Raw genomic sequence first — 26,481 nt, 5'->3', positions numbered from 1 at the left:
AGGTTTCAGGCTCCGCTCTTCGTGCGGCTGTAGTGCCGGCGCGCCTTCATCCGGTTGCCGCAGCCACTCATCGAGCACCAGCGGGCGGTGCCGGCGCGCGAATGGTCGATGAGGAATTGCAGGCACTCTTTGTTGGCACAGGGGCGCAACCGGCCCGGCATATCCCGCTCCAACTCGCCCCACGTCAGCACTACGCGCGCTGGCCAATCGGCCTCAAGCGACCAGGCGACGCCGTCGGGCCCAATGTCAGGTAGCTGACGCGCATCGGTGAGGTAGCGACGCAGGACTGACGCGTCGACTTCCATCCGCACGACACGTTGCAGGTCATCACGCAGGTCCCGGACGTCAGTCCCCTTGGGCGCGCCGTGCGCGCGCAGCCAGCGCGCGTCCAGCTTGTCGACCATCTGCCCGTCGATCACCGGCGTGGTGTTGAGCAGGTCCAGCAGGACAACCTGCCAATCCACCGCCGAAGACATGCTAACCATCATAGAACTCTTGACAGGTTAGGTTCAAGGGCGTTGACCGCCGGATCTTCTACCGCGAGCAGGCTCATCCACAGCGCCCGCCGTGGTGTTGCTGCACGGCACGCCTGCCAGTTCGCATCAGTGGCCCTGTGTCTTGTCGACAGCAGCGGAGCGCTGTTGCCACGGCCACGCCCCCGTCACCTCCAGTTGGAGCGAAAAGCTGAGGAACGTTCGGATCAGCACGATGCCGCCGAGCACCGCCACGCTCTCGCCGCTCGGGGTGACCGCGACGGTGCGGATGATGTCTGCGGCGACCAGGAATTCGAGCCCGAGGAGGATCGCGCGGCCGAGGCGCCGCCGGAAGAATTCGTATGCGCTGCCGTCCTCCTGGCGAGCCCGGCCGATCGTCAGGAAGACGGCCAGGATCGCGCCGCCTGCGATGACGGCGACACCGATCGCGTCGATCGTCGTGCCGATTCCCTCGATGATCTCGACGAGAGACACGACGTCATGGTGTCACTGTCAGCGCGGCTACGGTGACGACACGCCGTCCCAGCAGGTCGATGCCCACTCTTGATGTCCGACGCTCGGCACTACTCGACGGTGACGGACTTCGCCAGATTACGGGGCTTGTCCACGTCGTAGCCACGGGCCTGCGCGACACCTGCGGCGAAGATCTGCAGCGGAATGGTCGACAGCAGCGGCTGGAAAAGCGTTGACACCGCGGGTATCTCGACCAGGTGATCGGCATGCGGCCGGACGGTGTCGTCGCCTTCCTCGGCGATGACGATAGTGACCGCGCCGCGGGCCTGGATCTCCCGGATATTGGACAGCAGCTTGGCGTGCAGCGTCGGGGAATTCTTGGGCGATGGCATCACGACGATCACTGGCAGGTCGTCTTCGATCAACGCGATCGGCCCGTGCTTGAGCTCACCGGCCGCGAACCCCTCGGCGTGCATGTACGCCAATTCCTTGAGCTTGAGGGCACCTTCGAGCGCGACGGGGTAGCCGACGTGGCGGCCGAGGAACAGCACCGTCTGCGATTGCGCGAACCGATGCGCCAGCGCAGCGACGGGTTCGGCGGTCTCGAGCACCCGCGCGACGAGATCGGGCATGGCCTCCAGATCGCGGTATTCGCGCTCTACCTCATCGGGATACTTGGTGCCGCGGGCCTGCGCAAGGGCAAGTCCGACAAGGTAATTCGCGGCGATCTGGGCGAGGAACGTCTTGGTAGACGCGACGCCGATCTCCGGCCCGGCTCGGGTGTAGAGCACCGCGTCGCACTCGCGCGGGATCTGGCTGCCGTTGGTGTTGCAGATGGCCAGCACCTTGGCCTTCTGCTCCTTGGCGTGGCGCACCGCCTCCAGCGTGTCTGCGGTCTCGCCGGACTGCGAGATGGCGACGACCAGGGTGTGACTGTCCAAAACCGGGTCGCGGTAACGGAATTCGCTGGCAAGCTCGACCTCGACCGGCAACCGCGTCCAGTGCTCGATCGCGTACTTGGCAAGCAGTCCGGAGTGATAGGCGGTGCCGCAGGCCACGACGAAGACCTTGTCGATTTCGCGCAGCTCCTGGTCGGACAGCCGTTGCTCGTCGAGCACGATGCGGCCGTCGGCGAAGTGGCCGAGCAGTGTGTCGGAAACCGCGGCGGGCTGCTCGGCGATCTCCTTGAGCATGAAGTACTCGTAGCCACCCTTTTCAGCGGCCGACATGTCCCAGTCGATATGAAACTCGCGGAAGTCGACGTTGGGATCGCCGTGGAAGTCGGTGATGCGGTAACCGTCGGCAGTGATCACCACCGCCTGGTCCTGACCGAGTTCGACTGCGTCGCGGGTGTGCTCGATGAACGCGGCGACGTCCGAACCGATGAACATCTCGCCGTCGCCGACACCGACCACCAGCGGGGTGGACCGGCGGGCGGCGACGATCATGCCCGGTTCGTCCGCGTTGGCGAAGACCAGTGTGAAGTGGCCCTCGAGTCGGCGCAGCACCGCGAGCACGGAAGCCGCGAAGTCGCCCACGGTGTCGCCGTCGTTGTACTGCCGGGAAACCAGGTGGACCGCGACCTCGGTATCGGTATCGCTCGCGAACTCGACGCCTGCGGCTTCCAGTTCGGCGCGCAACGGCGCGTAGTTCTCGATGATCCCGTTGTGGACGACCGCGATCTTGCCTGCGGCGTCGCGATGGGGGTGGGCATTGCGATCGGTGGGCCTGCCATGCGTGGCCCAGCGGGTGTGGCCGACGCCGGTACTGCCGACGAGGCTGACGTCGTCGGTCTCCGCGAGGGCGGCCTCCAGGTTGGCCAGCCTGCCCGCGCGCCGACGGACTGTCAGCCCGCCGCGGCCGTCGAGCAGGGCGACCCCGGACGAGTCGTAGCCCCGGTACTCCATGCGGCGCAGCGCATCGACGACGATGTCGCAGGCAGGCCGCTGCCCGACGTAGCCGACGATTCCACACATAGGCATCCAGGGTAGTGCAAGAGCTGCGCCACACCTGCTGCGCTACGGTTCGATGGTGGCCCGCACGAAGAAGCTCTTCACCGCTTTGACCCGACGCGGACCGCACCGCGTTCTACGTGGTGACCTGGCCTTTGCCGGTATGAGCGGCGTCGTCTATACCCCGGAGTCGGGGCTGAACCTGGCGGGTGTGGCATTCGGTCACGACTGGCTAGCGGCAACCGAGCGCTACGAGGGCACGCTGGAGCATCTGGCATCGTGGGGCATCGTGGCGGCTGCGCCCGATACCGAGACGAGCGTGGCGCCGTCGGTGCTCAATCTCGCGTTCGATCTGGGTACGGCCCTCGACATCGTCGCGGGCGTGCGGCTAGGTCCGGGAAAAATCAGCGTTCATCCGACGAAGCTGGGTGTGGTCGGGCACGGGTTCGGCGGATCGGCTGCGGTGTTCGCCGCGGCGGGAATGCCCGTCAAGCCAAAGGCCGTCGTCGCGATGTTTCCCACGGTGACCAAGCCACCCGCAGAGCAACCTGCGGCGTCACTGCCGGTGCCCGGCCTGGTGCTAACCGCGCCGGGCGACCCAATGACGTTGCGCTCCAACGCCGTTGAATTGGCCAGGGTCTGGAAGGGTGCGACGCTTCGTACGGTGGACAAGGCCGAGGCAGGCGGTCTGATCGAGGGCAGGCGGCTGGCGCGCGTCGTCGGGCTGCCCGGCGCCGACCGAAGCACGCAGAAGGTGGTGCGCGCACTGCTGACCGGCTATCTGCTGCACACCCTGACCGGTGACAAGGCGTATGCCGACTTCGCCGACCCCGAAATCGACCTGCCGAAGGCGTCCGCCGTTGATCCATTCGCTGACGATCCGGTGGACATGGAGAACAAGGTCATCGCGCTTCTGAAGCCCTGATGGTGGCCAACCAACCGGTTGGGGGTATAACTTCGTAATGCGTACAGGGATCTTTCTCAACTACGCCGGCGGCTTTTTAGAGGCGGTCGACGAGGTCGTCGAACTGGAGAAGGTCGGCGTCGACATTGCACTGGTCGCCGAGGCCTACTCGTACGACGCAATCAGCCAGTTGGGCTTCCTGGCGGCCAAGACGTCGCGGATCGAGTTGGGCACCGGCGTCGTCCCGATCTATATCCGCACCCCGTCGCTGCTGGCGATGACTGCGGCCGGGCTCGACTACGTGTCCAACGGCCGCTTCCGACTCGGCATCGGCACATCAGGGCCCCAGGTGATAGAGGGCTTCCATGGCGTGCCCTTCGATGCGCCGCTCGGCCGGACCCGCGAGGTGGTCGAGATCTGCCGTCAGGTGTGGCGTCGCGAACGCGTCTCCTACGACGGCAAGTACTACCAGGTTCCGCTGCCCGCAGACCAGGGCACCGGACTGGGTAAGCCGCTTCAGCTGATCAATCATCCTGTCCGCGAACGCATTCCGATTACGATCGCTGCGCTGGGACCGAAGAACGTTGAGCTCACCGCGGAGATCGCCGAGGGTTGGCAGCCGGTGTTCTTCTACCCGGAGAAGGCCGACGGTGTGTGGGGCGAGTCGCTGCGGGCGGGTTATGCGAAGCGCGATTCGACGTTGGGACCGCTCGACATCATGGTGAGTGCTCCGTTGGCGATCGGCGACGATGTCGACGATCGATTGGCTTGGGTGAAGCCACAATTAGCGCTCTACATCGGCGGCATGGGTGCACGCGGCAAGAACTTTTACCACAATCTGGCGACCCGCTATGGATTCGGCGACGTCGCCAACCACATCCAGGACCTCTACCTCGGCGGCAAGAAGGAAGAGGCTATCGCTGCGGTGCCCGACGAACTGGTGCGGCATGTGTCGCTTGTCGGCCCACGCAGCTACGTCAAGGAGCGGCTCGCCGCGTTCGCCGAGAGCGGTGCGACCACGCTTCTGCTGCAGCCACTTTCGGGTGACCGACGCGAATCCGTGCGCTTCGTCGAGGAATTGCAGGCGCTGCTGCGTTAGTACAGTGCCGCGACTCCGGTGTGCTCGAGGGTCATTTCGGTGGTCCTTTCATGTGAGAGCGACGGCTATGCGCCGATGCGGCCGATCGCCGTTCGTGCGAATTCCTTCAGCGAATCGCAACGCATGTAGTACTTTCCGACGGCTCGATAGAGCCGGTTGCCACTGAGGACGACGAGCAACGCGGTCGATGGCGGCGTCGTCCCCGGATTGAACAAGCACACGGCTTGGATGCCAAGCCCATCGACGGTCGTGGGGTTTTTCGCGGCAGCAGTCGCGAGCGCGAGCATCGACGGAGCATCGACCGGGAAGGCGCCAGGCAGCAGTAGCTCGGATTCGACGCCACGGTCCTGCGATCTCTCATAGGCGCAAGCCAATTCGACCGATTCGGCCGAGTCCAATATCGGCTCGGCGGTAGCCGGGCCACCGAGGATGCCTGAGGCTTCATCGGTCGTTACCCACGCACAGGGCTGAAATGCTGGCGGTGCCTGCCGGTCAACACTGACCACCTGGACCGTCACCACATCGTCGCGCTCGACGGGAGTGCCAGGCGGTGGTGACAGGGCGGTAATGCGGTATCCAACCGCATCGGCGGCACGGGTCGGATTGTTGATCGGATCGTGTCCGTCCGGCGCGACTGCGCGAACCTCGTCCCAACAGCTCAGTGCCCCTTGGACAGTCACGTCATCGAGGTTTGTCCCGACGACATCAGGCACGGGCCTTGGCCATTGTTGTGCAGCGCAAAGCTGCTCAACACTCGTTGGCGCCGGGTTAGCGGCGGCTACTGGGGCCGATGCTGTGGCTGCGACTATCCCCGCCGAAAGAGCTATGACAGTATAAGAGTTTCGCTTCACCGTTCGTCTCATCCCAGCTCGTAGGACTCCCGCGATACACGGAAGAAATGGCCCGTGATGCTGTCGGTGCAGGCCACGCCCGAAGGCTCGCTTGTGCAAGTTATCGTCCCAATCGAGCGTGTCTGTCCGTAGTCGAGTGTCTGCAACCCGCCGTATTGCGGGTCCTGCAGGAGGAAGATCTGACTCGGCCAGACGCCTACGCAGGGCGCCTTCCCTTGGGACAGCTTCAAGTCGGAGCCGGCGAACTCGCAGTCACTGCCCGATGTCGATGGCGCCACCCAGGCGTGATCTTTGGTCTTGCATGTGACAAAACCCGTACCGTCATCGGATTTGATCATCTCGCAGCCGATGTTCCCGGAGGGTGACTGAAAGTAGTCATACGTCTGGGCGTGCGCTGATGCTGCCGAGCCGAGGGCTGCCACGGCTGCAGCGGTCGCCGCAGCGATCAGCGCGAGCGTGTGACGCCTTGTCATGTCAGGTTCCTTCCAGGCGGATGTCTGTGGCTTGTCCGTACAGATGCTGCGCCTGTCGGCTTGGAGGATTCTTGGCCCACGTTGGAGGCCTCGCAGTCCCTGCGAAAGATGTACGCCGGTGGCGCAGTGATGGCTCGCGACGTCAGCGAGTCGGGCAATGAAACGTGCAATCGCGGCTCAGAAGTCGTGCGCCTAAACGAGAAGTGGCCAGCCGCTCGTTCAGCGTGCTCACAGGTTGTCTGCAAGGTTGCCATTCGCGCAGACGGTCGCGATTGAATGGGGAGGGTTCCCTATTTTTGGGGGCGCTCGCTCTCGCGGGGCCAGATTCCGCTGCTCAGAACGAGGCTCGGCGAGTCCTAAACCAACACCGTCCCGCCGTCGACGGTCAATACGGTGCCGGTGCCGAATGCCTGCTCCATGCAATAGATGTATGCCAACGCCGTGTCGGCCACCTCGCCGATCCGACCCAATGGAAGTTGTTGCGCGGCTTGGGTGTACATGTTTTGGCGGTCCGCTTCGCTCATCGCATCCCACAGCGGGGTACGCACGACACCAGGCGCCACGGCATTGACTCGAATCGGCGCCAACTCCACCGCGAGCGCCTTGGTCAGCGCGTTCATCGCGCCGCAGATGCTCACCGGTAGAGCACCGAAGCCCGGTTGTTCCGCAGCGGTGCCACTTGTCAGCGTGATCGACCCGTCCGCCGTGATGTGCGGCGCGAACGCCCGCACCGCGGTCAGCGCGCCGACGAACCGCGTCTGAAAGAAGCCGGTGATGACGTCGGGGGTGAGATCGGCCAGCGGCGCCAGTTGAAGAGACTCGCCCGCGGTGAACACGAGGTGTTCGATGGCACCGATGTCGGCGGCCAGGCGCTGCACTGCCGCTAGATCGGTGAGGTCGAGGGCGGCGCCGCGCGCATGCTCCGGCAGTTGGGCCAGTGCGTGGTCGACGCTGGACCGCCGGCGGGACACCACGATCGGAGTGGCTCCGCGATCAGCGGCGGCGGATGCGACGCCGAGGCCTATGCCGGAGGTGCCGCCGATAACGAGGACTCGTGCGTTTTTCAGGCTCATCTCTCCACTGTCGGGCCGGAATGTGCGCAGAGTCCAAGACCCTTTTCGTCGTCGAGCGATACCCTGTGGGTATGACCGCCCGCGACCTCGACATGCGCAAACTCCGCTACTTCGTGGCAGTCGCCGAAGAACTGAACTTTGGTCGCGCAGCAGAACGACTGCACATCGCGCAGCCCGTCCTGTCGCGCCAGATCCGGTCGTTCGAAAGCGAGATCGGCGCGCGGTTGTTCGTCCGCGACTCTCGTGGAACGGAATTGACCATTGCGGGCAAGCAGCTGCTCGACGATGCCCGGTTTCTGCTTTCTGAAGTAAAAGCGTTGCAGCAGCGCCTGTCTCGTGCTGCCGATCCGACGGTGACGGTAACCGTCGGCGTCATGCCCGGCCTTTTGGCGACGGCTGCCGCCGCGGCGTTCGAAGGCGGCGACCCCTCGCGGCGAGCCATAGTGGTGCAAGTCGGATGGACCGATCAGATCGATGTCGTGCATCGCGGCGAGGTCGACGTGGTCTACGCCCGCGAGCCGATTGATCACCACGGACTGGGCAGCGCACCACTGCTGGAGGAGCCGCGAGTCGTCGTATTGCCCGTCTCGGATCCACTCGCGAAGAAGCGGTCGGTCCGGCTTGATGATCTGGCATCCAAGCGACTGCTCCAGGACCCTGCCACGGTGCCGGAGTGGTACGCCATCGCAACCCCGGAGCATCGCCGCGCCGGCCAGATGGCGCACACCGTGGAGGAAAAGCTGGAACTCGTTGCGGCGCAGGCGGGTTTCGTGATCTTGCCTCGGTCGACGTCCGCGTTCTACCGCAGGCCGGATGTTCGCGTCCTGCCGATTCAGGACATCGGTCCCAGCCAGGTCACGCTGATCTGGGATGCGGCGATCGAGAACCCGGCCCGCGATGCATTCGTCAACGCGGCGCTGGCATGCCGGACGCAGACGATCTGACGCTTGGCTGCCGATCCTTCGCAGCGATTTCGGCGAGTAGGGCAACGACGACGCCGAACGCGAAGTACAGCGCAGGCAGCCATGGCCCCACCCCGAACAACGAGTCGGAGTCGTCGGCGTAGCGGAAAATGCCGCGCCGGGGAGGACGGCTTCGCGTGTGCGTAGCCCGCGCACGACCCGGACGATCCTTGGTTACCCGAGGTGCGGCCCCGTCAGACGGACGGCAACTCTGTCACTCGCCCACTTGTGGTAGTTCGTCGGCCGCGATTTCACACGGCGTTTCGGCAGCGACGGGTTCCGGCGCCGCGGGTTCTGCCGGCGGCGCAGGATCAGGCGACGGCTCCGGCACCGGAGTGGGCGCCGGCTCGACGGGTGGCGGCGGCTCAATCGGAGTGTCGGCCGGTTCGCAGGCAGGCTTTGGGACAGCCTCCTCACCCGGTTCCTCCTCGGCGGGCGAACCGTTTACATCCGCTGCAGGGTCAACGGACTCGTCATCTTCCGAGTCGTCGTTTTCCGGATCGTCGTCCAATCCGTCGTCGATCTTCGGATCGTCGATGCCGGGGGTATCCAATGTGTCGTCGGCCGACCCGAGCAGACTGCCGAATGCGTCGGCGAGCTGCTGCCCGAATCCTGATAAACCGCTGCCGATTTCCGGCATTCCACCGAGTGAGGGCATCGACGGCGGTGCTGCCATCGCGGGTGCGGTCGAGGCCGCGTCGACGGGCGGTGCAGGCGCTGGCGCGGGCATCGGCGGGGGCACCGCAGGCGCCGGCGCCGGCGGCGGGGCGCCCGATGCATTCCACAACGGCAACGCCCCAACCGGCGGCGCCACCACACTCGCCGCCGCCGGTACCGTGACGGCGTCCTCGTCACGCGGCGGCGGCGTCCACGACGGACCGAGATCACCGGGCACTTGGAATACCGCGTCCGCTTCGGCGGTCAGCTCAGCAGTCGCCGCGTCGTACAGATCCGTCACGGCAGCCATCGCCGAACGCATCGCGGTCAGCCACCCGTCGCGAATGTCGTTGTCGACGAATGGCTTAACCTCATGATCGATTCGTTCACTGGCTGCCGCACGATCGCCTGCACCCGTCGTCACCGTATGCGCGGCCGCCAACCAGTCCTTCGGCGCCCGGCCAGCGGCGGCGATCGCGGCGGACACCTTCCCATCGACGGTCTGCCACAAGTTATCCCGCAGCGCCGCCAACGCATCCGCCGATGTGCGCACCGCAGCCGCCGCAGCCGCAGATGCTTCACCATGTCGGCGCAGGAACGCCTGCGACGCGTCAGCACCGTCACCCTGCCAGGCCGCCGACAACGCGACAATGTCCTGGCGCGCCAGCGCATCTTCCGTCGCCGCCACCGCCGCCTCGAGCGCAGCACAGTCGGCGTCAAGCGCACGCAGATCGAGGCCGTCCTCGGTGCCGTACCAATCGCGTACCTGCGCGGCGTGCAGCGTCAGATCCGGATCCGCGTAGCCCAGCATGTGACAGGCCCACACATATGTCTGAACGTCATCGACCGACGGCTGCCCTTCCGCCAATCGTGCTGCAACATCATACTTTTCGGCCACCGTTACCCCACTCGCCGGGCAGCGCTGACATCGGCCTCGGTGTACCGATCGGCAGATGTACGCAACGCCGCGGCAATTTCGGCCGCGGCTATGGACCACTGCCAGAGTTGGTCCACGACGTGGTCGACGGCCGTGCGTAGTCCGTCACCACGTGCCACGTGCGCACGGCCCGCCGCGGCACCGTCGAACATCAACCCGGACAAATGCGTGCGCACCGCACCGTCGACGATGTCGGCGACCGTCTCGTATTGGCGCGCCACTGCGTGCAGCGCCGACACGTCGACACGGGCGACCTCAGCTTGTCCCATACACGCTAGGACGCCGGTGAAGCCCCGCCGGTTCCAACCAATTTCAGCGTTGGTCGCTCACCGACTCTGCGACCCGTACGGCCACCTGTCGCGCGGTGTCCTCGTCGGCCGCCTCGACCATCACGCGGACCACCTGTTCGGTTCCGGAGGGCCGCAACAGGATTCGACCGCTATCCCCGAGCTCCGCCTCGGCCTCGGCCACCGCCGAGCGCACCGACGGCGCATCCGCCACCGTAGCCTTGTCGGCGACCTGCACGTTGATCAAAACCTGCGGCAGGGTCTGCATCGGCTCGGCCAGCGCCGCCAACGACAAGCGCGTCTGCGCCATCCTCGACATCAGCCGCAATCCTGTGACGATGCCGTCTCCCGTCGTACCCAGGGCAGGCATCACGATGTGGCCTGATTGCTCACCGCCAAGCGAATATTCGCCTGCCCGAAGCTCTTCCAGCACGTAGCGGTCACCCACGCCGGTGGTGCGAACCTCGATGCCCGCGGCGCGCATGGCCAGGTGCAGCCCGAGGTTGCTCATCACGGTCGCCACCAAGGTGTTCGACGCCAGCTCGCCTGCGTCGCGCATCGCCAGCGCGAGGATCACCATGATCGCGTCGCCGTCGATCACCCGGCCCGCGGCATCGACCGCCAAGCACCGGTCCGCATCCCCGTCGTGCGCCAGTCCGAGGTCGGCACCGTGTGAGACCACCGCGGCCCGGAGCTGGTCCATGTGCGTGGACCCGCAGCCATCGTTGATGTTCAGCCCGTTGGGCTCGGCGTTGATCGCGATGACGTTCGCACCTGCCGCGCGGTATGCGCGAGGCGCAGCAGATGATGCCGCCCCGTGCGCGCAGTCCACCACCACAGTCAGACCGTCCAGCCGCGTGGTGACGGCCTTGCTCGCGTGGCGCAAGTAGCGGTCCAAAGCGTCCTCAGCGTCGACGACGCGCCCGATGCCAGCGCCAGTCGGCCGGCTGCCCGGACCCTGGTGGACGAGTTCTTCGATGCGGTCCTCGGCGGCGTCATCGAGCTTGTGTCCGCCGGGCCCGAAGATCTTGATGCCGTTGTCGGGCATCGGGTTGTGCGACGCCGAGATCATCACGCCGAAGTCGGCGTCGTAGGCGCTCGTCAGGTATGCCACGGCCGGTGTCGGCAGCACCCCGACGCGCAGCGCGTCGACGCCCTCACTGGTCACCCCGGCGATCACCGCCGCCTCGAGCATCTCGCTGCTGGCTCGCGGATCGCGGCCCACCACGGCGATGCGGCGGGCATGGCCCCCAACGCTGCCGAGGCGGCGCGCCGCCGCCGAGCCCAGTCCCAACGCCAGCTCGGCGGTCAGATCCTGATTGGCGACTCCGCGCACCCCGTCGGTGCCGAACAGTCGAGCCATGCCGACAAACTTCTCATAAATGACGGTCAAAGAGCCAACCGCCAGGCCAAAACGCGACGTAAAGACGACTCACCGCCCGGACCCAGTTGGGCGCGGGCGGTGAGGTCGCTTACCGAGGGCTACCGCGAGGTGGTAGTCGTCGTCGGCGCGCTGGTCGCGCTCGACGGCGTGGTGGTGGTGCGGTTCTGACCCGGGGCGTTCTCCGAATTACCAGGGCCGTTTTGGGCGAACGTAAAGGTCACGCCGCCGTCATTACCAGCACAGGTGCCGGGCACCGGCGTGCCGCTGACGTCGAGCGCCTGCAGCGCCTCCGCGGTGATCCCGGCGTTCGGGCACGCCGACGCGACGAGTGCTTCCGCGCTCGTCAGCGACACGTCCTGAAGCACGCCGACCTGCTGGCCGCCCGCTGTCACAGTGACGTTGACCTTGCCGTCGTTGACGACTGACTCGGCCGGCGGGGCTGCGTGCGCGAGGCCAAAGCCACCTGCGCCCAGCAGTGCTCCACCCACAACAGCGCCAATCGACGCACGCTTTGCAAAGTTCTGCATCAGTATTCTTTCCTTTCAGTCAGGAAGCGACGGCCCGATCCCCCAACGAGCTGGCTGAGTGACCCGTATCGGCGACAGATTCGGTCTGCCGAACGCCTGTGGCGCCCGCGCTTCCGACGTGTAGGGCTCCCCGATGACTCGGGATCTCAAACCGGATGTGACGGATTCCCAGGAACAAAGCAAAACGCCGGGCGTGCATATCGCACACCCGGCGTTCCGACAGATCGATCAGCGCTTGCTGTACTGAGGCGCCTTGCGGGCCTTCTTGAGCCCGTACTTCTTGCGCTCGATAGCCCGCGGGTCGCGGGTCAGGAAGCCGGCCTTCTTCAGTGCGGGCCGGTCCTCCGGCTGCACCAGAATCAGCGCCCGGGCGATGGCCAGGCGCAGCGCGCCGGCCTGACCGGACGGGCCGCCGCCATCGAGGTGGGCGTAGATGTCGAAGCTCTCCAGCCGGTCTACGGTCACCAGCGGAGCCTTGATCAGCTGCTGGTGCACCTTGTTCGGGAAGTAGGCCTCCAGGGTGCGACCGTCCAGGTGGAACTGGCCGGTGCCGGGCACCAGGCGCACCCGCACCACGGCCTCCTTGCGGCGGCCGACGGTCTGGATGGGACGGTCGATCACGACGGGCTCGCGTGGGGCCGCCTCGGTCTCGACCACGGCATCGGTGGTTTCAACGTTGTCGTCGGTCTGCTCAACGGTCTCGGTCACTGGGCCACCTGCTTGATCTCGTACGGAATCGGCTGCTGCGCCGTGTGCGGATGCTCCGGCCCGACGTAGACCTTCAACTTCTTCTGGATCTGACGGCCGAGCTTGGTATGCGGAATCATCCCGAGGATCGCCCTCTCGACGACCCGGTCGGCATGCTTCTGCATCTCGTCACCGAGCGCCCGCTTGCGCAGACCGCCGGGATAACCCGAGTGGCGGTAGGCGTACTTGTTCTGGAGCTTGTCGCCGCTGATGGCGACCTTGTCTGCGTTGATGACGATGACGAAGTCGCCACCGTCGACATTGGGCGTGAATGTCGGCTTGTGCTTGCCGCGCAGCAGAGTTGCAGCCGCGACGGCGAGCCGGCCGAGCACCACGTCGGTGGCGTCGATGACGTACCACGAACGCGTGGTGTCACCCGCCTTCGGCGTGTATGTAGGCACAGCGTCTACCTTCTCTTCTCGGGTTGGATCCCGGTCTGACCCGGGTGCCGGTCAGGCGTCGACGGCAGGGTGGTCCTCGGCGACCGACAGTGACCCGAGGCCCGTGCATACCGCACGCCAACGGTGCAGCTTACCTGCGGGCGTCCGCGCAGGTCAAAACGCGTACGCGGAGGCTATCCGCCGGCCAGGTTCAGGACGAAGTTCGCATCCGTCTGGTTCGGAACCTCCGGGGGCACCTGAACTGTCCCGGTGCCGTGTGCGTTCTGATAGATCCCGGTGCCGCCGATGACGTTGAGCGGAACGGTTTCGCCGCGGACCATCATCGCCGCCGTATCGCCCGCGCCCTGGATGACGATCCGGCCACCGGCGAGGTCGAACGTGGTGTTGCACGCCGTCTGGCCGGACGTGGCATTCCCTGTCAGCGTGGCGCATGTACCGCTTGCCGTGCCGAGGAAGGTGCCCCCCGGACGGTCGAAGACATCGCCGGCGAAGATGAATTGGTCACCAGGACCAGGTCCGTGAGCGCCCAGGTCTGCCTGGTACTGGAAAACGTCGTGCTCGAAAAGGACCAGCGTAGTGTCGGCCGATGCGGTGGGCGCGGTCAGGCAGAGTGTCGGCAGAGCGAGGATTGCCGCAGCTGTCAATATCGCATGTTTGTACATCCCAGAGCCCCCTATGTCGCCACGAATGGTTAGCTGAAACTAACCCGTCGTGGCGACGACTAGGCGGGTTTTAACCCGCGAAGCGGGGGCTCTGGTTGCGATGTCAACTAGGCCGCGCCGATGACTACCGGTAGTCGATGACGACACGCCCGTCGATTTGGCCGCGTTCCATTCGGCCGAACACCTCATTGATGTCGTCCAGGCGCGCGCTTTGCACCGTCGGATGGATCAGGCCACGGGCGTAGAAGTCCAGCGCCTCGGCCATGTCCTGGCGGGTGCCGACGATCGAACCGCGGATCGTCAGACCTTTGAGCACGATGTCGAAGATGGGCGCCGGAAAGTCGCCCGGCGGAAGGCCGTTGAACACGATCGTGCCGCCACGCCGCGCCAGCCCGATCGCCTCGCCGAACGCCTGTGGGTGCACCGCTGTGACGAGCACCCCGTGCACACCACCCGTGGCCTTCTGCACTTCGGCGACGACGTCGGAGGTGCGGGCGTTGACGACGACCTCCGCGCCAAGTCGGGTGGCCAAGGCAAGTTTGGAGTCATCAACATCGATCGCGACGACGCGCAGTCCCATCGCGCGGGCGTACTGCACCGCGACGTGGCCGAGTCCGCCGATGCCGGAGATGGCCACCCATTGTCCGGGCCGAGCGTCGGTCACCCTGAGGCCCTTGTAGACGGTGACGCCCGCGCACAGGATCGGGGCGACCTCGAGCGGGTCTGCGTTCTCGGGGATGCGTGCCGCGTAGGCGGTGTTCACCAACATGTAGCTGCCGAAACTGCCGTTGACGCTGTAGCCGCCGTTTTTCTGGCTCTCGCAGAGGGTTTCCCAGCCGGTGCGGCAGTACTCGCACGTGCCGCACGCCGACCACAGCCAGGCGTTGCCAACCTTGTCGCCGACCTCGAGGTCGTCGACGCCCTCGCCGACTGCCACGACGGTGCCGTAGCCCTCATGGCCGGGGATGAACGGCGGTCGCGGCTTGACGGGCCAATCTCCGTGCGCGGCATGGAGATCGGTGTGGCACACACCGGAGGTCTCGAGTTTGACCAATGCCTCGCCGTAGCCCGGCGTTGGCAGGTCGAGGTCTTCGACCTGTAGGGGTCCGCCGAATTCGGTGACGACGGCTGCGCGCATGCTCTCGGTGACGTCGGACGCTGTGTGAGCGCCAAGGGTTTGGGTCATTTCATCATTCCAATCGTGAAAGTGGTTTTGTTGAAGGGTCTTTGGTCCCGGCTCTCAGGTACTTGTTTCCTCGCGCAAGCGCTTGTCAGAAGAAGCCTTGGGCCTTGTTGCTGTAGGAGACGAGCAGGTTCTTGGTCTGCTGGTAGTGGTCGAGCATCATCTTGTGGGTCTCACGGCCGATGCCCGACTGCTTGTAGCCGCCGAACGCAGCGTGCGCGGGATATGCGTGGTAGCAGTTGGTCCACACCCGGCCGGCCTTGATGTCGCGGCCCGCTCGGTAGGCGACGTTGCCGTCGCGGCTCCACACCCCTGCACCAAGGCCGTAGAGCGTGTCATTGGCGATGTTGATCGCGTCGTCGTAGTCGGTGAACGACGTCACCGCCACCACCGGGCCGAAGATCTCCTCCTGGAAGATGCGCATATCGTTGGTTCCGGTGAAAACCGTTGGGGTGACGTAATATCCGCCGCCCAGATCGCCGCCGAGTTCGGCGCGGTGGCCGCCGGTGACGAGCTTTGCGCCGTCCCTCTTGCCGATGTCGATGTAGGACAGGATCTTTTCCATCTGGTCCTCCGATGCCTGCGCGCCGATCATCGTCTCGGTGTCCAGCGGGTCACCCTGCCGGACCGCCTTCGTGCGGATCGCGGCCAGTTCAAGGAACTCATCGAAGATGTCGGCCTGAATCAGGCTGCGGGACGGACATGTGCAGACCTCGCCCTGGTTGAGGGCGAACATGGTGAACCCTTCGAGCGCCTTGTCCTGGTAGTCGTCGTGCTGGGCCATAACGTCGTTGAAGAAGATGTTCGGGCTCTTGCCGCCCAGCTCCAGCGTGACGGGGATCAGGTTCTGCGATGCGTATTGCATGATCAGCCGACCGGTGGTGGTCTCACCGGTAAACGCGATCTTGGAGATCCGCTTCGACGACGCAAGCGGCTTGCCCGCCTCGAGGCCGAACCCGTTGACGATGTTCACCACGCCGGGCGGCAGCAGATCACCGATCAGTTCGAACAAGTACAGGATCGAGGCCGGCGTCTGCTCAGCTGGCTTGAGCACCACGGCATTTCCCGCCGCGATCGCCGGCGCCAGCTTCCAGGTGGCCATCAGGATAGGAAAGTTCCACGGGATGATCTGGCCGACGACGCCAAGGGGTTCGTGGAAGTGGTAGGCGACGGTTTCGTCGTCGATCTGCGACAGCGACCCCTCCTGCGCGCGGATGGCACCGGCGAAGTACCGGAAATGGTCGATGGCTAACGGGATATCGGCGTTCAGCGTCTCACGTACTGGCTTGCCGTTGTCCCATGACTCGGCGACGGCGATCGATTCGAGGTTCTCCTGGATGCGGTCGGCGATCTTGTTGAGGATCACCGCCCGTTCGGCTGCCGTCGTTTTGCCCCAGGCCGGCGCGGCGGCGTGGGCGGCATCGAGCGCCTTCTCGATGTCGGCCTCATCGGAGCGGGGGATCTCGCAGAACGGCAAACCGTTGACCGGGCTGGCGTTCTCGAAGTACCGGCCAGCGGTGGGCGCTACCCACTGCCCGCCGATGTAGTTCTCGTACCGGGACTTGAACGACATCACCGAGCGTTCGGTACCCGGTCGGGCGTACACGGTCATGGGCTTCTCCTAGCTTCGCGACGAATATGTGTCGGACGTCACTGAAGGTAGGTTTCGCACCGTTGCAGCACGGTTGCACGACGTTGCAACCGTCGGCCAGCTAGGCCAGGTCTAGATCCAGCCCGGCGAGGTGACCGCGCGCCTGCGCGCGCACGATCGAGCCTGGCGCCGAGTGGTTGTACAACACCCGCCAGCAATCGCGGTCGTCGCGCCCCTCAGGCAGATCGAGCCAACGACGAAGCAGCGCAAGGTTTCCCGACGCCAGGACGGCGCCGCGCACACTCGCGCTGAGCTCGGTACGAAGCCGCGCAATACCTGGCGATACCGACTGCGGTAGCAGTTCTCCGGTGTAATGCGTCAGTACGTGGTCGACGTCGCCGACGTGGAGTGCCTCGCGCACGTCGTCGTAGTCGCTGGTGATCGGCTTGAGCAACCGGTACGGCCGGGAGTCGATGTATCCAGCGCCGATCACGCGGCGCAGCCGCGACATCTCGGCTCGGATCGTCACCACGTCGAGGTCCTTGTCGTCGAGCAGCATCGCGAGGTGATCAGCGCTCAGGCCCTCGGGGTGGCGAGCGAGCAGGACCAGGATGTCGGCGTGCCGACCGGTCAGCGCGCTGGTGTCGAGTTCGGTGTGCCAGCGCGGGCGATCGGCGCCGAGCACGGTCAGGCGTGTGGTCGTCGGCTCGGCTTTGGGCTGGTTGAGCCGCAGCAGGGCGAGGTGGTTTTCGACCGCGACGGCGGTCGCGCGGACCAAGGCCAGGGTCTGCGCCGAGGCGACCTGGGTACCGCCGGTGAGGTCGATCGCGCCGATGAGCACGCCGGTAGCGGGGTCGTGCACCGGCACCGCGGTGCAGCTCCACTGCTGGACGACGCGTGAGAAGTGCTCGGTGCCGCGGATCTGAAGTTCGGCGTCGAGGGCGAGTGCGGTGCCCGGCGCGTTGGTGCCTGCGCCGCGCTCACTCCAGTCGGCGCCGGGCACGAAATTCATCCGCTCAGCCTTGCGGCAGGCTTTCAGGTCGCCCTCGACCCATAGCAATGTGCCGTCGGCCGCGGTCACGGCGACGACGACGCCGGCGTCGGTGGCGTCTTCGACAAGCAGGCGGCGGATGACGGGAAGAGCTGGTGCGAGCGGATGTGACGCGCGCATGCGTTCCAGTGCGATTTCAGCGGCAGGTCGTGCGCCGCCGAAGTCGGGATCGACCCCGGTGGCCAGACTGCGCCGCCAGCTCTCGGCGACCACACGACGCAACGGCGTGGAATCGAGATCGACCTGGCCAGAGACGAAGAGCTCATGGACAGCGCGCAGCGACGAGGACGACAGCCGGGCTGCTGCCCGGCCGCCCGAAGTCTTTGACAAACCCACCGGCAATCACGCTCCTCGCATGCGTGGCCGCCACCATAACCCAGTCTCGCCGGTCCGGGGCAGGGCCTAATGGCCTTTCCCGCGCCGTTTTCTGCATGAGGGCTGCTATTTCTGCGTCCGCACGACCTTAGGGCAGAATCCGGCGATAGCAAACATAGGGAAACACCTGATTCGTTGCGGAAAGAATCAACATAGCTTCGCCTGTGACGGACTCCCGAGTTGTTCTGGACCGTCCCCCACACTTCAATATCACAACGGAGTGAAGATGTTTCGTACTTTCGGTTCTGCCCTGTTCCTCGTCGCTGCGGCTGCAATCGGGTTAGCTCCAATTGCATCGGCATCAGGTCCATATAGCAACTGCAGCCAAGCCAAGGCAGACGGCGTCTGCAACATCACCCAGGATTCTCCCTGGTATTTGCCGAAGCTGGACCGCGATGGCGACGGGGTTGCCTGCGAGTGCTGAGTCCGCGCAGCGGAGGACGCTCGGCTCCTAGGCACGTCGGCCAAAGATGCGGTGGGCTTCGGCTCGAAGTCCCCATATTGGAAACCTCGGTGACCTCATCCCGCATGGTCCCCGGTTGGAAAAGATGGGCACCGACAATCACGGCGAGCCCGGCCGTTGCGCCAATTGCCCCTCTCAGCAGCCGATCGGGGTAATCGATAAACGATTCACCCATCTGATCCCCCTCGGACGCAGCACGCCCGCTGGCACAACGCTAATTCGTCGGGTACGAGCCGTCGTTGACCGCGGCTGTTTCGGCAGCGCCCTGTTGCATGTGCAAACGAAGACAGAACTGTGCGGTCCCGTTGGCTCGAGTACACCGCCCCGATCCTGGTGGTCGGTTGGGTCTGGGCCAGCACTCGTCGCAAGCCGAGCGGCTTGACATTGACCGGTGTCGCACTGGCAATCGCCGGAATCATGTTGGTACTCAATGTCTTTGCGGGCGCTCATATCAACCTTGTCGGTGTGAGCTGGGCGCTGGCCGCCGCCGTGTGCGCCGCTTGCTACTTCCTGATGTCCTCCTCGGTCGCAACCGACGGGGACGGCCTGGACCCGATCACGCTGGCGACCGCAGGGCTTGTTGTCGGCGCGGCGGCGGTCGCGGCGCTCGGTGCCACCGGGGTGATGCCGCTGACGTTCACCACCAACGAGGCCGTCGTCGCGGGGTGGACGACGTCGTGGCTGGTGCCCGTCATCGCCCTGGCGCTGATTCCGACCGCGATCGCCTACACCCTCGGCATCATGGGCATCGCTCGGTTGCAGCCGCGGTTCGCGTCACTCGTCGGCCTCTCCGAGGTGATGTTCGCCGTGCTGGCCGCCTGGGTTTTGCTGGGCGAGGCAGTGACGCTGACGCAGGCGATCGGCGGCGCCGTCGTCCTCGTCGGGCTGGCACTGGCTCGGCAGGGAGACCGGACCGAGAAGCTGGCCGAATTGACGCTGGCGGAAAGTCTGCCGTGTAACGAAACGGTTCGCCGCAGCTGATCTAGATATGTGAAGATGACCCGCGTGACTTTGCTCAAGATGTCAGGCCGGCTGGCCGCAATCACCGCGGCCGTGGTTTGCGCGGCCACTCCCCTCGCCGTCGCCCCGTCAGCGGCCGCGGATCCATGCCCCGACATCGAGGTCATCTTCGCCCGCGGCACCAACGACGCACCCGGCCTCGGAAACCCCGGCCAGGCATTCGCTGACACGCTGCGAGGGTTGGTGGGCGGTCGCACCCTCACCACCTACGCCGTCAACTACCCCGCGAGCTACGACTTCCTCGCCGCAGCAGACGGCGCCAATGACGCGGCCACCCGCATCGCGACCATGGCTGCCTCCTGCCCGTCGACGAAGCTGGTGCTCGGCGGATATTCGCAAGGCGCCGCGGTCGTCGACATGCTGGCCGGCATTCCGCCGCTTGGTAACAAGATCGGCGAGATCGGTTCGGCACCCCCACTTGCGAGCAACCTGGTCCAGAATGTCGCCGCCGTCGCGGTGTTCGGCAACCCTGCGACGAAGTTCAGCAATCCGATCACGAGCTCCGTGTTCGGAGGCCGGGCGATCGACTTGTGCAAGGACGGCGATCCGATCTGCTCGCGTGGCCGCAATCCGTTCGCTCACAGCGATTATGTGAGCGCAGGCCTGACAGATCAGGCCGCCAACTATGTCGCGCGCATAATTTAGCCTGCCTAGCCGCTAAAATTCGGTGTGCCTTCGAATCGAATTCGCCACTCGATCACCGCGTCGGCGGCTGCCGTTCTGAGTGCTTCCGCCGCCCTCATCGCACCAGCGGTGTCGCCAATGCCAATCGGCGTCGCATCGGCCGACGACTGTCCCGACATCGAGGTGGTCTTCGCCCGCGGCACCAATGACGCCCCAGGCCTTGGGAATGTCGGCGGCGCGTTCGTCGACTCCTTGCGCAGCAAGGTCGCCGGTAGGTCCGTCGGCGCATATGCGGTGAACTACCCCGCGAGTTTCGACTTCCTGGCCGCGGCCGACGGGGCCAATGACGCCAGCGGCCACATCCAGTTCATGGCAGACAACTGCCCCAACACCAGGCTGGTGCTGGGCGGTTACTCGCAGGGCGCCGCCGTGATCGACGTCATCAGCGCGGTGCCGATCCCCGTCATCGGCTTCAACAACCCGCTACCGCCCAACGTGCCCGACCATGTCGCGGCCATCGCGGTATTCGGCAATCCGTCCGCCAAACTTGGCCTGCCCCTCACGGTCAGCCCGGTGTGGGGTGGCAGGTCCATCGACTTGTGCAACGGCGGTGACCCGATCTGCCAGACCAACGGTGAGAGCTTGGCTTCCCACCGCTCCTATGTGGGCGGGCCGACCAGCCAGGCGGCCGGTTTCGCCGCGGGCCTGCTCTAGGGCTGCAACAAATTGACGGCTACGCTCACAGCATTCCGTTAGGATCGCCCAAGTGGGGATTGATCTTGACGCTCGGTGGACCCGTCGAATCGCATTCGTTGCCGCTGCAGTGGTTCTGGCCGCTGCCGGGCTGATCGCATCGACCGCAGTGCCGGTGCCGGGTGCCGTCCCGTCGGCGTCTGCCGCCTGCCCGGCGGTCGAGGTCGTCTTCGCCCGCGGCCGACTCGAGTCGCCGGGTGTCGGTGTCCTCGGAAACGCGTTCATCAGCGCGCTGCGTTCGAAGACGAACAAGAACATCGGCGTCTACGCGGTGCAGTATCCCGCCGACAATCAGATCGACGTCGGCGCCAACGACATGAGCGCACACATCCAGTCGATGATGAACAACTGCCCCGATACCCGCTTGGTGCTGGGCGGCTACTCGCTGGGCGCGGCCGTCACCGACGTCGTCCTTGCGTTGCCGTTCAACTTCTTCGGCTTCAAGAACCCGTTGCCGGACGGCGCGGATACCCACATCGCTGCGGTCGCGCTGTTCGGCAACGGATCCGCGTGGGTAGGGCCGATCACGAACTTCAACCCCCTCTACAGCGAGCGGACCATCGAGTTGTGCCACGGCGCCGACCCGATCTGCAACCCTGCCGACCCCGACACGTGGCAAGACAACTGGCCTGCCCACCTCGCCAGCGCCTACATCAGCGCCGGCATGGCGAATCAGGCCGCCGACTTCGTCGCTGGCCGGATCTAGTCGACCACCCGGAGTTCGCGCGTGACCTTCGTGCGCGCCTCGAGTTGGTCGTCGGGAGGGTAGTCGACGCCGACGAGGGTCAGGCCCTGCGGGGGCGCTCCGGCGAAATCGCTTGATCTCTGGGTCGACGTCAACAGCCCTGCGCACCAACCAGGTTCGCGTCGATGTTCGCCGACCGCCAGCAGGGCACCGACCAATGACCGCACCATCGACCAGCAGAACGCGTCTGCGCTGACGTATGCGGTGACGCGGTCGCCGTCGCGGGACCAGTCCAGCCGCTGCAGATCGCGAATCGTCGTGGCGCCCTCACGGTGACGGCAGAACGCGGCGAAGTTGTGCAGCCCCACCAGGTTTCGGGACGCGGCCGACATCGCGTCGACGTCGAGCGGCCTCGGCCATGCCGTCACGAAGCGCGCCTCCTGCGGCTCAACGCCGTACGGCGCGGTCGAGATCCGATAGACGTAATGGCGACGCAACGCCGAGAACCGAGCGTCGAAACCCGCTGCGGCACGGTCTATGTCGACGACACGTACATCTGCAGGCAAGAACCGCCCGAGCCGTCGCACGAGCGGCAAGAACTCACTGTCGCCCTCGCGGCTGGTGCGGGGGTAGCCATGCACTAACGCATCGGCGGGCACGTCAACGTGAGCGACCTGACCCGTCGCATGCACACCTGCGTCGGTGCGGCCAGCCGCGCGCAGGACCACCGGTACCCGGAACACCGTCGATAGCGCCTCGTCGAGAACACCGGCCACGGTCCGCTGGCCGGCCTGAACCGCCCATCCAGCGAATTCGGTTCCGTCGTAAGCGATATCGAGCCGAAGACGAACAAACCCGCCACCGGAATCGATGGCGGGTTCGTTCACAGCTTCACTACTTGGCGTCGTCGGCCTTGTCCTCGGCTTCAGCTTCGGCAACCTCTTCGGCCGCCTCGGCGGTCTGAGCGTCCTCGATGGCAGCGTCTTCCGCCTTGACCTCGTCAACGGTTTCCTCGGCGGGAGCATCGGCGACAACCTCGTCGGCCGCCACCGCCTTCGCAGGTGCTGCCTTCTTCGAGCCCGCTGCACGGCGGGCACGGTTGGCCTCCGAAGTCACCGTCTTCTCGCGCACCAACTCGATGACGGCCATCGGGGCGTTGTCGCCCTTGCGTGCCTCCACCTTGATGATGCGGGTGTAGCCGCCCTCGCGGTCGGCGTAGAACGGTGCGATCTCGGCGAACAGCGCGTGGACCACGTCCTTGTCGCGGATCTTCTTCATCACCTCGCGCCGATTGTGCAGCGCACCCTTCTTGGCGTGGGTGATGAGCTTCTCCGCATAGGGGCGCAACGCCCGAGCCTTGGGCTCGGTCGTCTTGATCCGGCCGTGCTCGAAGAGCGACGTGGCCAGGTTGGCCAACAGCGCCTTCTGGTGTGAGGACGACCCGCCGAGGCGAGGACCCTTGGTGGGCTTGGGCATTGCTACTCCTAATTGGGGCCGGTCCCCGTATCAGGTAGGACCGGGACGGGTTTTCTCTAGAGCTGTTCGGTTTCGGCGTAGTCCTGGTTGTCGTCCAGGTCGTAGCCGGCGTCGCTGTTCCAGGTGCCGGTGGCAACGTCGTAACCGGCGACCTCGGACGGATCAAACGTGGCCGGGCTGTCCTTGAGCGACAGACCCAACTGGTGCAGCTTGATCTTCACCTCATCGATGGACTTCTGGCCGAAGTTGCGGATGTCCAGCAGATCGGACTCCGTGCGGGCGACGAGCTCGCCCACCGTGTGCACACCCTCGCGCTTGAGGCAGTTGTAGGACCGCACCGTGAGGTCGAGGTCGTCGATCGGCAGCGCGAAGCTGGCGATGTGGTCGGCCTCGGCCGGCGACGGCCCGATCTCGATGCCCTCGGCCTCGACGTTGAGTTCGCGTGCCAGACCGAACAATTCGACCAGCGTCTTGCCCGCCGACGCGAGCGCGTCGCGAGCGGTGATCGAATTCTTGGTCTCGACGTCGAGAATCAGCTTGTCGAAGTCGGTACGCTGCTCGACACGGGTGGCCTCCACCTTGTAGGTGACCTTGAGCACCGGCGAGTAGATGGAATCGACTGGGATACGGCCGATTTCGGCGCCGGACGCCTTGTTCTGCACGGCAGGCACGTAGCCACGGCCGCGCTCGACGACGAGCTCGACCTCGAGTTTGCCCTTGTCGTTCAGCGTCGCTATGTGCATCTCCGGGTTGTGCACTGTCACACCGGCAGGCGGGACGATGTCCCCCGCGGTGACCTCACCCGGGCCCTGCTTGCGCAGGTACATGGTGACCGGCTCGTCCTCTTCGGACGACACGACCAGACCCTTGAGGTTCAGGATGATGTCGGTGACGTCTTCCTTCACACCTGGGACAGTGGTGAACTCGTGCAGCACACCGTCGATGCGGATGCTGGTGACCGCCGCGCCCGGGATGGACGACAGCAGCGTGCGCCGAAGCGAATTGCCAAGCGTGTAACCGAATCCGGGCTCCAGCGGCTCAATGACGAACTGGGACCGGTTCTCCGACTTGACTTCTTCGGACAGTGTGGGTCGCTGAGAAATCAGCATTTTTCTTCTTCTCCTCCTCGGCACCCGCTATTTGATGCCGTTGGGTTTCTCCCGCGACGGTTGCCGCGGCAGAAGTCGTTACTTCGAGTAGAACTCGACGATCAGCTGCTCGGTGAGCGGCACGTCGATCTGCGCGCGCTCGGGCAGCTGGTGCACCAGCACGCGCTGGCGCTCGCCAACAACCTGCAACCAACCCGGGATCGGACGGTCGCCAGCGGTCTCGCGCGCCACCTCGAAAGGCAGCGTGTTGAGCGACTTGTCCTTGATGTCGATGATGTCGTACTGCGACACCCGGTAGCTGGGGATGTTGACCTTCACGCCGTTGACGGTGAAGTGACCGTGGCTGACCAGCTGACGCGCCATCCGGCGGGTCCGGGCCAGGCCGGAACGGTAGATCACGTTGTCCAACCGGCTTTCAAGGATCTGCAGCAGTTCCTCACCCGTCTTGCCGGGACGGCGCACGGCCTCTTCGTAGTACTTGCGGAACTGCTTTTCCATCACGCCGTAGGTGAAGCGAGCCTTCTGCTTCTCCTGCAGCTGCTGACGGTATTCGCTTTCCTTGACCCGGGCGCGGCCATGCTGACCGGGCGGGTAGGGACGCTTCTCGAACGACTGATCGCCACCGACCAGGTCGACGCCGAGGCGACGCGACTTGCGGGTGGCAGGTCCGGTGTAACGAGCCATAAGTCTGTCTCCTTCTAGACCCGGCGCCGCTTGGGCGGACGGCAGCCGTTGTGCGGCTGCGGCGTGACGTCGGAAATGGCGCCGACCTCGAGGCCGGCGGCCTGCAGCGACCGGATGGCGGTCTCACGGCCCGAACCCGGGCCCTTCACGAACACGTCGACCTTCTTCACGCCGTGCTCCTGCGCCTTGCGGGCGGCGTTCTCGGCGGCCAGCTGCGCGGCGAACGGGGTCGACTTGCGCGAACCCTTGAAGCCGACGTGACCCGACGACGCCCAGGCGATGACGTTGCCCTGCGGGTCGGTGATCGAAACGATCGTGTTGTTGAACGTGCTCTTGATGTGCGCGGCGCCGTGCGGGACGTTCTTCTTTTCCCTGCGGCGGGTCTTCTGCCCCTTCTTAGGAGCAGCGGCACCCTTTTTTGCTGGTGGCATCTACTTACCTGGCCTTCTTCTTGCCGGCGATGGTGCGCTTCGGGCCCTTGCGGGTGCGCGCATTGGTCTTGGTCCGCTGGCCGCGCACCGGCAGGCCGCGGCGGTGCCGCAGGCCCTGGTAGCAGCCGATCTCGATCTTGCGGCGAATGTCGGCCTGGACCTCACGGCGCAGGTCGCCCTCGACCTTGAGGTTGCCTTCGATGTAGTCGCGCAGCTGGGTGACCTGATCGTCGGTCAGGTCCTTGGTGCGCAGGTTCCGGTCGATGCCGGTGGCTTCCAGGATCTCCTGGGAGCGGGTACGGCCGATGCCGTAGATGTAGGTCAGGGCGATCTCCATGCGCTTATCGCGCGGGAGATCGACGCCCACGAGGCGTGCCATCAGGCGGTGTTCCTTCTTCTATGCGGAGGTCTGGTCCCAGTCCGTTCCCTCATCTGATGGGGTCCGGCCTCCGTGCCGGACGTGGTGAGCGGCCAATCCGCTCAGTGGTACTGGGATTTCGTCATTAAGTTGTCGGTCGCGATCCGAGGAGGGCGGGTTGGGTCGAGCGGAAACGCGACTATCTGATCTTCGCGCCAGCGCTCATCGCCGACTCAGCCTTGTCTCTGCTTGTGGCGCGGATCTGAGCAGATCACCATGACCCGCCCATGCCGACGGATCACCCTGCACTTGTCGCAGATGGGCTTTACGCTCGGGTTCACCTTCACGGCTCGGTCGATCCTGTTCTCTGTGTCGTCTTACTTGTACCGATAAACGATGCGGCCCCGGGACAGGTCGTAGGGAGACAACTCCACCACGACGCGGTCCTCGGGCAGGATGCGGATGTAGTGCTGCCGCATCTTGCCGCTGATGTGGGCAAGCACCTTGTGTCCGTTCTCCAGCTCAATGCGGAACATCGCATTGGGCAGGGGCTCGACCACGCGGCCCTCGACCTCGATGGCACCGTCTTTCTTGGCCATTATCTTTCGGAGATCCTCCGTGTCCTGTAGATCGTTGGCGCCTTGCTGGCGCAGCTTTTCGACCGACTACAAAACGTGGACCTGTAGCCAGAAATTCCAGCAATTCCGATCGCAGAGAGCACGCAAGAGCCGGCGCGGAAGCCGCACCGTTGGTCCATACTACCTGCTCGGCGGCGTGCCCCAAAATCGCCGAAGTACCAGGTAATCGCATCCAAG

At 65.3% G+C, this 26,481-nt stretch carries 31 protein-coding genes and 1 pseudogene; 8 read left to right on the top strand and 24 right to left on the bottom strand.

Going from position 1 to position 26,481, the window contains the following annotated elements; genetic code table 11:
• Positions 1-5: 5 nt before the first annotated feature.
• The 3 genes from MYCSM_RS05325 to glmS all read right to left on the bottom strand — a co-directional run bounded on the left by MYCSM_RS05325 (position 6) and on the right by glmS (position 2,923).
• Positions 6-476: a CGNR zinc finger domain-containing protein gene (locus MYCSM_RS05325; protein WP_232425722.1), complete on the bottom strand. Its 471-nt coding sequence runs from the start codon at positions 474-476 to the stop codon at positions 6-8.
• A 126-nt stretch (positions 477-602) separates the two neighbouring features.
• A complete protein-coding gene (locus MYCSM_RS05320) occupies positions 603-968 on the bottom strand; it encodes a DUF1622 domain-containing protein (RefSeq protein ID WP_015305111.1) in 366 nt (121 codons plus the stop codon).
• Positions 969-1,057: 89 nt separating this feature from the next.
• Positions 1,058-2,923, bottom strand: a complete 1,866-nt coding sequence (gene glmS, locus MYCSM_RS05315) for a glutamine--fructose-6-phosphate transaminase (isomerizing) (protein ID WP_015305110.1) — start codon at positions 2,921-2,923, stop codon at positions 1,058-1,060.
• Positions 2,924-2,978: 55 nt separating this feature from the next.
• Here glmS and MYCSM_RS05310 point away from each other — a divergent pair, with 55 nt between their 5' ends.
• Both MYCSM_RS05310 and MYCSM_RS05305 read left to right on the top strand, forming a co-directional pair.
• Positions 2,979-3,824, top strand: a complete 846-nt coding sequence (locus tag MYCSM_RS05310; protein WP_041311362.1) for a dienelactone hydrolase family protein — start codon at positions 2,979-2,981, stop codon at positions 3,822-3,824.
• Between the two features lie 37 nt (positions 3,825-3,861).
• Positions 3,862-4,902, top strand: coding sequence for an LLM class F420-dependent oxidoreductase (locus MYCSM_RS05305; RefSeq protein ID WP_015305108.1), 1,041 nt, complete (start codon positions 3,862-3,864; stop codon positions 4,900-4,902).
• Between the two features lie 65 nt (positions 4,903-4,967).
• On the opposite strand, the gene MYCSM_RS05300 is transcribed toward MYCSM_RS05305, so the two are convergent.
• The 3 genes from MYCSM_RS05300 to MYCSM_RS05290 all read right to left on the bottom strand — a co-directional run bounded on the left by MYCSM_RS05300 (position 4,968) and on the right by MYCSM_RS05290 (position 7,299).
• On the bottom strand, positions 4,968-5,582 hold the full coding sequence (locus tag MYCSM_RS05300) for a hypothetical protein (protein WP_157681279.1): 615 nt from the start codon (positions 5,580-5,582) through the stop codon (positions 4,968-4,970).
• Between the two features lie 179 nt (positions 5,583-5,761).
• Positions 5,762-6,226 (bottom strand): hypothetical protein, encoded by a 465-nt coding sequence (locus tag MYCSM_RS05295; protein WP_015305106.1) that lies wholly within the window; start codon positions 6,224-6,226, stop codon positions 5,762-5,764.
• A gap of 356 nt (positions 6,227-6,582) precedes the next feature.
• Positions 6,583-7,299 (bottom strand): SDR family oxidoreductase, encoded by a 717-nt coding sequence (locus MYCSM_RS05290; protein ID WP_015305105.1) that lies wholly within the window; start codon positions 7,297-7,299, stop codon positions 6,583-6,585.
• Between the two features lie 71 nt (positions 7,300-7,370).
• On the opposite strand from MYCSM_RS05290, the gene MYCSM_RS05285 reads away from it, so the two are divergent.
• Positions 7,371-8,243: a LysR family transcriptional regulator gene (locus tag MYCSM_RS05285; RefSeq protein ID WP_015305104.1), complete on the top strand. Its 873-nt coding sequence runs from the start codon at positions 7,371-7,373 to the stop codon at positions 8,241-8,243.
• Between the two features lie 232 nt (positions 8,244-8,475).
• Here the strand turns inward: MYCSM_RS05285 and MYCSM_RS05280 are convergent, their stop codons facing one another.
• The 10 genes from MYCSM_RS05280 to MYCSM_RS05235 all read right to left on the bottom strand — a co-directional run bounded on the left by MYCSM_RS05280 (position 8,476) and on the right by MYCSM_RS05235 (position 18,024).
• The gene (locus MYCSM_RS05280) at positions 8,476-9,816 is read right to left on the bottom strand and encodes a hypothetical protein (protein WP_015305103.1); all 1,341 of its coding nucleotides are present in this window, start codon (positions 9,814-9,816) and stop codon (positions 8,476-8,478) included.
• 2 nt (positions 9,817-9,818) lie between these two features.
• Positions 9,819-10,124: a type VII secretion target gene (locus MYCSM_RS05275; RefSeq protein ID WP_015305102.1), complete on the bottom strand. Its 306-nt coding sequence runs from the start codon at positions 10,122-10,124 to the stop codon at positions 9,819-9,821.
• Between the two features lie 43 nt (positions 10,125-10,167).
• Positions 10,168-11,505 (bottom strand): phosphoglucosamine mutase, encoded by a 1,338-nt coding sequence (gene glmM / locus MYCSM_RS05270; protein WP_015305101.1) that lies wholly within the window; start codon positions 11,503-11,505, stop codon positions 10,168-10,170.
• Between the two features lie 119 nt (positions 11,506-11,624).
• On the bottom strand, positions 11,625-12,053 hold the full coding sequence (locus MYCSM_RS05265) for a hypothetical protein (RefSeq protein ID WP_015305100.1): 429 nt from the start codon (positions 12,051-12,053) through the stop codon (positions 11,625-11,627).
• 228 nt (positions 12,054-12,281) lie between these two features.
• Positions 12,282-12,761: a 30S ribosomal protein S9 gene (rpsI, locus tag MYCSM_RS05260; RefSeq protein ID WP_015305099.1), complete on the bottom strand. Its 480-nt coding sequence runs from the start codon at positions 12,759-12,761 to the stop codon at positions 12,282-12,284.
• On the bottom strand, positions 12,758-13,201 hold the full coding sequence (gene rplM, locus MYCSM_RS05255; RefSeq protein WP_015305098.1) for a 50S ribosomal protein L13: 444 nt from the start codon (positions 13,199-13,201) through the stop codon (positions 12,758-12,760). The genes rpsI and rplM overlap by 4 nt, the downstream gene beginning before the upstream one ends.
• Before the next feature lie 173 nt (positions 13,202-13,374).
• Positions 13,375-13,845, bottom strand: a complete 471-nt coding sequence (locus tag MYCSM_RS05250) for an allene oxide cyclase barrel-like domain-containing protein (RefSeq protein ID WP_198345001.1) — start codon at positions 13,843-13,845, stop codon at positions 13,375-13,377.
• 142 nt (positions 13,846-13,987) lie between these two features.
• Positions 13,988-15,049, bottom strand: coding sequence for an alcohol dehydrogenase AdhP (gene adhP / locus MYCSM_RS05245; RefSeq protein ID WP_015305096.1), 1,062 nt, complete (start codon positions 15,047-15,049; stop codon positions 13,988-13,990).
• 85 nt (positions 15,050-15,134) lie between these two features.
• Positions 15,135-16,658 carry an aldehyde dehydrogenase gene (adh, locus tag MYCSM_RS05240; protein ID WP_015305095.1) on the bottom strand — a complete coding sequence of 508 codons (1,524 nt, stop codon included), beginning with the start codon at positions 16,656-16,658 and terminating at the stop codon, positions 15,135-15,137.
• Between the two features lie 100 nt (positions 16,659-16,758).
• Complete coding sequence (locus tag MYCSM_RS05235) at positions 16,759-18,024, bottom strand: helix-turn-helix domain-containing protein (protein WP_015305094.1); 1,266 nt, start codon at positions 18,022-18,024, stop codon at positions 16,759-16,761.
• A 265-nt stretch (positions 18,025-18,289) separates the two neighbouring features.
• Between MYCSM_RS05235 and MYCSM_RS35745 the strand changes: the two genes are divergently transcribed.
• From MYCSM_RS35745 to MYCSM_RS05215, 5 genes and pseudogenes are all read left to right on the top strand, one after another.
• Entirely contained in the window at positions 18,290-18,487 is a 198-nt protein-coding gene (locus MYCSM_RS35745) for an excalibur calcium-binding domain-containing protein (protein WP_083906383.1), read from the top strand.
• A 348-nt stretch (positions 18,488-18,835) separates the two neighbouring features.
• Positions 18,836-19,507 (top strand): annotated as a pseudogene (locus MYCSM_RS05230) (EamA family transporter); the annotation flags it as partial.
• A gap of 15 nt (positions 19,508-19,522) precedes the next feature.
• A complete protein-coding gene (locus MYCSM_RS05225; RefSeq protein ID WP_015305093.1) occupies positions 19,523-20,191 on the top strand; it encodes a cutinase family protein in 669 nt (222 codons plus the stop codon).
• A 117-nt stretch (positions 20,192-20,308) separates the two neighbouring features.
• Positions 20,309-20,884, top strand: coding sequence for a cutinase family protein (locus tag MYCSM_RS05220; RefSeq protein WP_085976599.1), 576 nt, complete (start codon positions 20,309-20,311; stop codon positions 20,882-20,884).
• Positions 20,885-20,936: 52 nt separating this feature from the next.
• Positions 20,937-21,629 carry a cutinase family protein gene (locus MYCSM_RS05215; RefSeq protein WP_015305091.1) on the top strand — a complete coding sequence of 231 codons (693 nt, stop codon included), beginning with the start codon at positions 20,937-20,939 and terminating at the stop codon, positions 21,627-21,629.
• Here MYCSM_RS05215 and truA read toward each other — a convergent pair.
• From truA to infA, 8 genes are all read right to left on the bottom strand, one after another.
• The gene (gene truA / locus MYCSM_RS05210; protein ID WP_015305090.1) at positions 21,626-22,495 is read right to left on the bottom strand and encodes a tRNA pseudouridine(38-40) synthase TruA; all 870 of its coding nucleotides are present in this window, start codon (positions 22,493-22,495) and stop codon (positions 21,626-21,628) included. The two genes, MYCSM_RS05215 and truA, sit on opposite strands and share 4 nt — an antisense overlap.
• Positions 22,496-22,502: 7 nt before the next feature.
• Entirely contained in the window at positions 22,503-23,084 is a 582-nt protein-coding gene (gene rplQ / locus MYCSM_RS05205; protein ID WP_015305089.1) for a 50S ribosomal protein L17, read from the bottom strand.
• A gap of 56 nt (positions 23,085-23,140) precedes the next feature.
• Entirely contained in the window at positions 23,141-24,193 is a 1,053-nt protein-coding gene (locus MYCSM_RS05200) for a DNA-directed RNA polymerase subunit alpha (protein ID WP_015305088.1), read from the bottom strand.
• Between the two features lie 78 nt (positions 24,194-24,271).
• On the bottom strand, positions 24,272-24,877 hold the full coding sequence (rpsD, locus tag MYCSM_RS05195) for a 30S ribosomal protein S4 (RefSeq protein WP_015305087.1): 606 nt from the start codon (positions 24,875-24,877) through the stop codon (positions 24,272-24,274).
• Between the two features lie 14 nt (positions 24,878-24,891).
• Entirely contained in the window at positions 24,892-25,308 is a 417-nt protein-coding gene (gene rpsK / locus MYCSM_RS05190; RefSeq protein ID WP_015305086.1) for a 30S ribosomal protein S11, read from the bottom strand.
• 4 nt (positions 25,309-25,312) lie between these two features.
• Entirely contained in the window at positions 25,313-25,687 is a 375-nt protein-coding gene (gene rpsM, locus MYCSM_RS05185; protein WP_015305085.1) for a 30S ribosomal protein S13, read from the bottom strand.
• 212 nt (positions 25,688-25,899) lie between these two features.
• Entirely contained in the window at positions 25,900-26,013 is a 114-nt protein-coding gene (rpmJ, locus tag MYCSM_RS35740) for a 50S ribosomal protein L36 (protein ID WP_003879483.1), read from the bottom strand.
• Between the two features lie 30 nt (positions 26,014-26,043).
• Positions 26,044-26,265 (bottom strand): translation initiation factor IF-1, encoded by a 222-nt coding sequence (infA, locus tag MYCSM_RS05180; RefSeq protein WP_003418601.1) that lies wholly within the window; start codon positions 26,263-26,265, stop codon positions 26,044-26,046.
• Positions 26,266-26,481: the final 216 nt, after the last annotated feature.

Source organism: Mycobacterium sp. JS623, assembly GCF_000328565.1.
Lineage (GTDB): Bacteria > Actinomycetota > Actinomycetes > Mycobacteriales > Mycobacteriaceae > Mycobacterium.
The sequence above is the reverse complement of the archived record's forward strand: the minus strand, read 5'-3'. Positions and strand labels throughout refer to the sequence as shown.

What these genes read in the sequence shown, in the direction of transcription:
- rplQ (WP_015305089.1), bottom strand. Translation starts at nt 23,084, where the DNA reads ATGCCCAAGCCCACCAAGGGTCCTCGCCTCGGCGGGTCGTCCTCACAC.
- MYCSM_RS05325 (WP_232425722.1), bottom strand. Translation starts at nt 476, where the DNA reads ATGTCTTCGGCGGTGGATTGGCAGGTTGTCCTGCTGGACCTGCTCAAC.
- rpsM (WP_015305085.1), bottom strand. Translation starts at nt 25,687, where the DNA reads ATGGCACGCCTCGTGGGCGTCGATCTCCCGCGCGATAAGCGCATGGAG.
- MYCSM_RS05220 (WP_085976599.1), top strand. Translation starts at nt 20,309, where the DNA reads ATGCCAATCGGCGTCGCATCGGCCGACGACTGTCCCGACATCGAGGTG.
- infA (WP_003418601.1), bottom strand. Translation starts at nt 26,265, where the DNA reads ATGGCCAAGAAAGACGGTGCCATCGAGGTCGAGGGCCGCGTGGTCGAG.
- MYCSM_RS05290 (WP_015305105.1), bottom strand. Translation starts at nt 7,299, where the DNA reads ATGAGCCTGAAAAACGCACGAGTCCTCGTTATCGGCGGCACCTCCGGC.
- glmM (WP_015305101.1), bottom strand. Translation starts at nt 11,505, where the DNA reads ATGGCTCGACTGTTCGGCACCGACGGGGTGCGCGGAGTCGCCAATCAG.
- MYCSM_RS05200 (WP_015305088.1), bottom strand. Translation starts at nt 24,193, where the DNA reads ATGCTGATTTCTCAGCGACCCACACTGTCCGAAGAAGTCAAGTCGGAG.
- rpsK (WP_015305086.1), bottom strand. Translation starts at nt 25,308, where the DNA reads ATGCCACCAGCAAAAAAGGGTGCCGCTGCTCCTAAGAAGGGGCAGAAG.
- adh (WP_015305095.1), bottom strand. Translation starts at nt 16,658, where the DNA reads ATGACCGTGTACGCCCGACCGGGTACCGAACGCTCGGTGATGTCGTTC.
- MYCSM_RS35745 (WP_083906383.1), top strand. Translation starts at nt 18,290, where the DNA reads ATGTTTCGTACTTTCGGTTCTGCCCTGTTCCTCGTCGCTGCGGCTGCA.
- MYCSM_RS05295 (WP_015305106.1), bottom strand. Translation starts at nt 6,226, where the DNA reads ATGACAAGGCGTCACACGCTCGCGCTGATCGCTGCGGCGACCGCTGCA.
- MYCSM_RS05305 (WP_015305108.1), top strand. Translation starts at nt 3,862, where the DNA reads ATGCGTACAGGGATCTTTCTCAACTACGCCGGCGGCTTTTTAGAGGCG.
- glmS (WP_015305110.1), bottom strand. Translation starts at nt 2,923, where the DNA reads ATGTGTGGAATCGTCGGCTACGTCGGGCAGCGGCCTGCCTGCGACATC.
- adhP (WP_015305096.1), bottom strand. Translation starts at nt 15,049, where the DNA reads ATGACCCAAACCCTTGGCGCTCACACAGCGTCCGACGTCACCGAGAGC.
- MYCSM_RS05225 (WP_015305093.1), top strand. Translation starts at nt 19,523, where the DNA reads ATGACCCGCGTGACTTTGCTCAAGATGTCAGGCCGGCTGGCCGCAATC.
- rpsD (WP_015305087.1), bottom strand. Translation starts at nt 24,877, where the DNA reads ATGGCTCGTTACACCGGACCTGCCACCCGCAAGTCGCGTCGCCTCGGC.
- MYCSM_RS05285 (WP_015305104.1), top strand. Translation starts at nt 7,371, where the DNA reads ATGACCGCCCGCGACCTCGACATGCGCAAACTCCGCTACTTCGTGGCA.
- MYCSM_RS05275 (WP_015305102.1), bottom strand. Translation starts at nt 10,124, where the DNA reads ATGGGACAAGCTGAGGTCGCCCGTGTCGACGTGTCGGCGCTGCACGCA.
- MYCSM_RS05265 (WP_015305100.1), bottom strand. Translation starts at nt 12,053, where the DNA reads ATGCAGAACTTTGCAAAGCGTGCGTCGATTGGCGCTGTTGTGGGTGGA.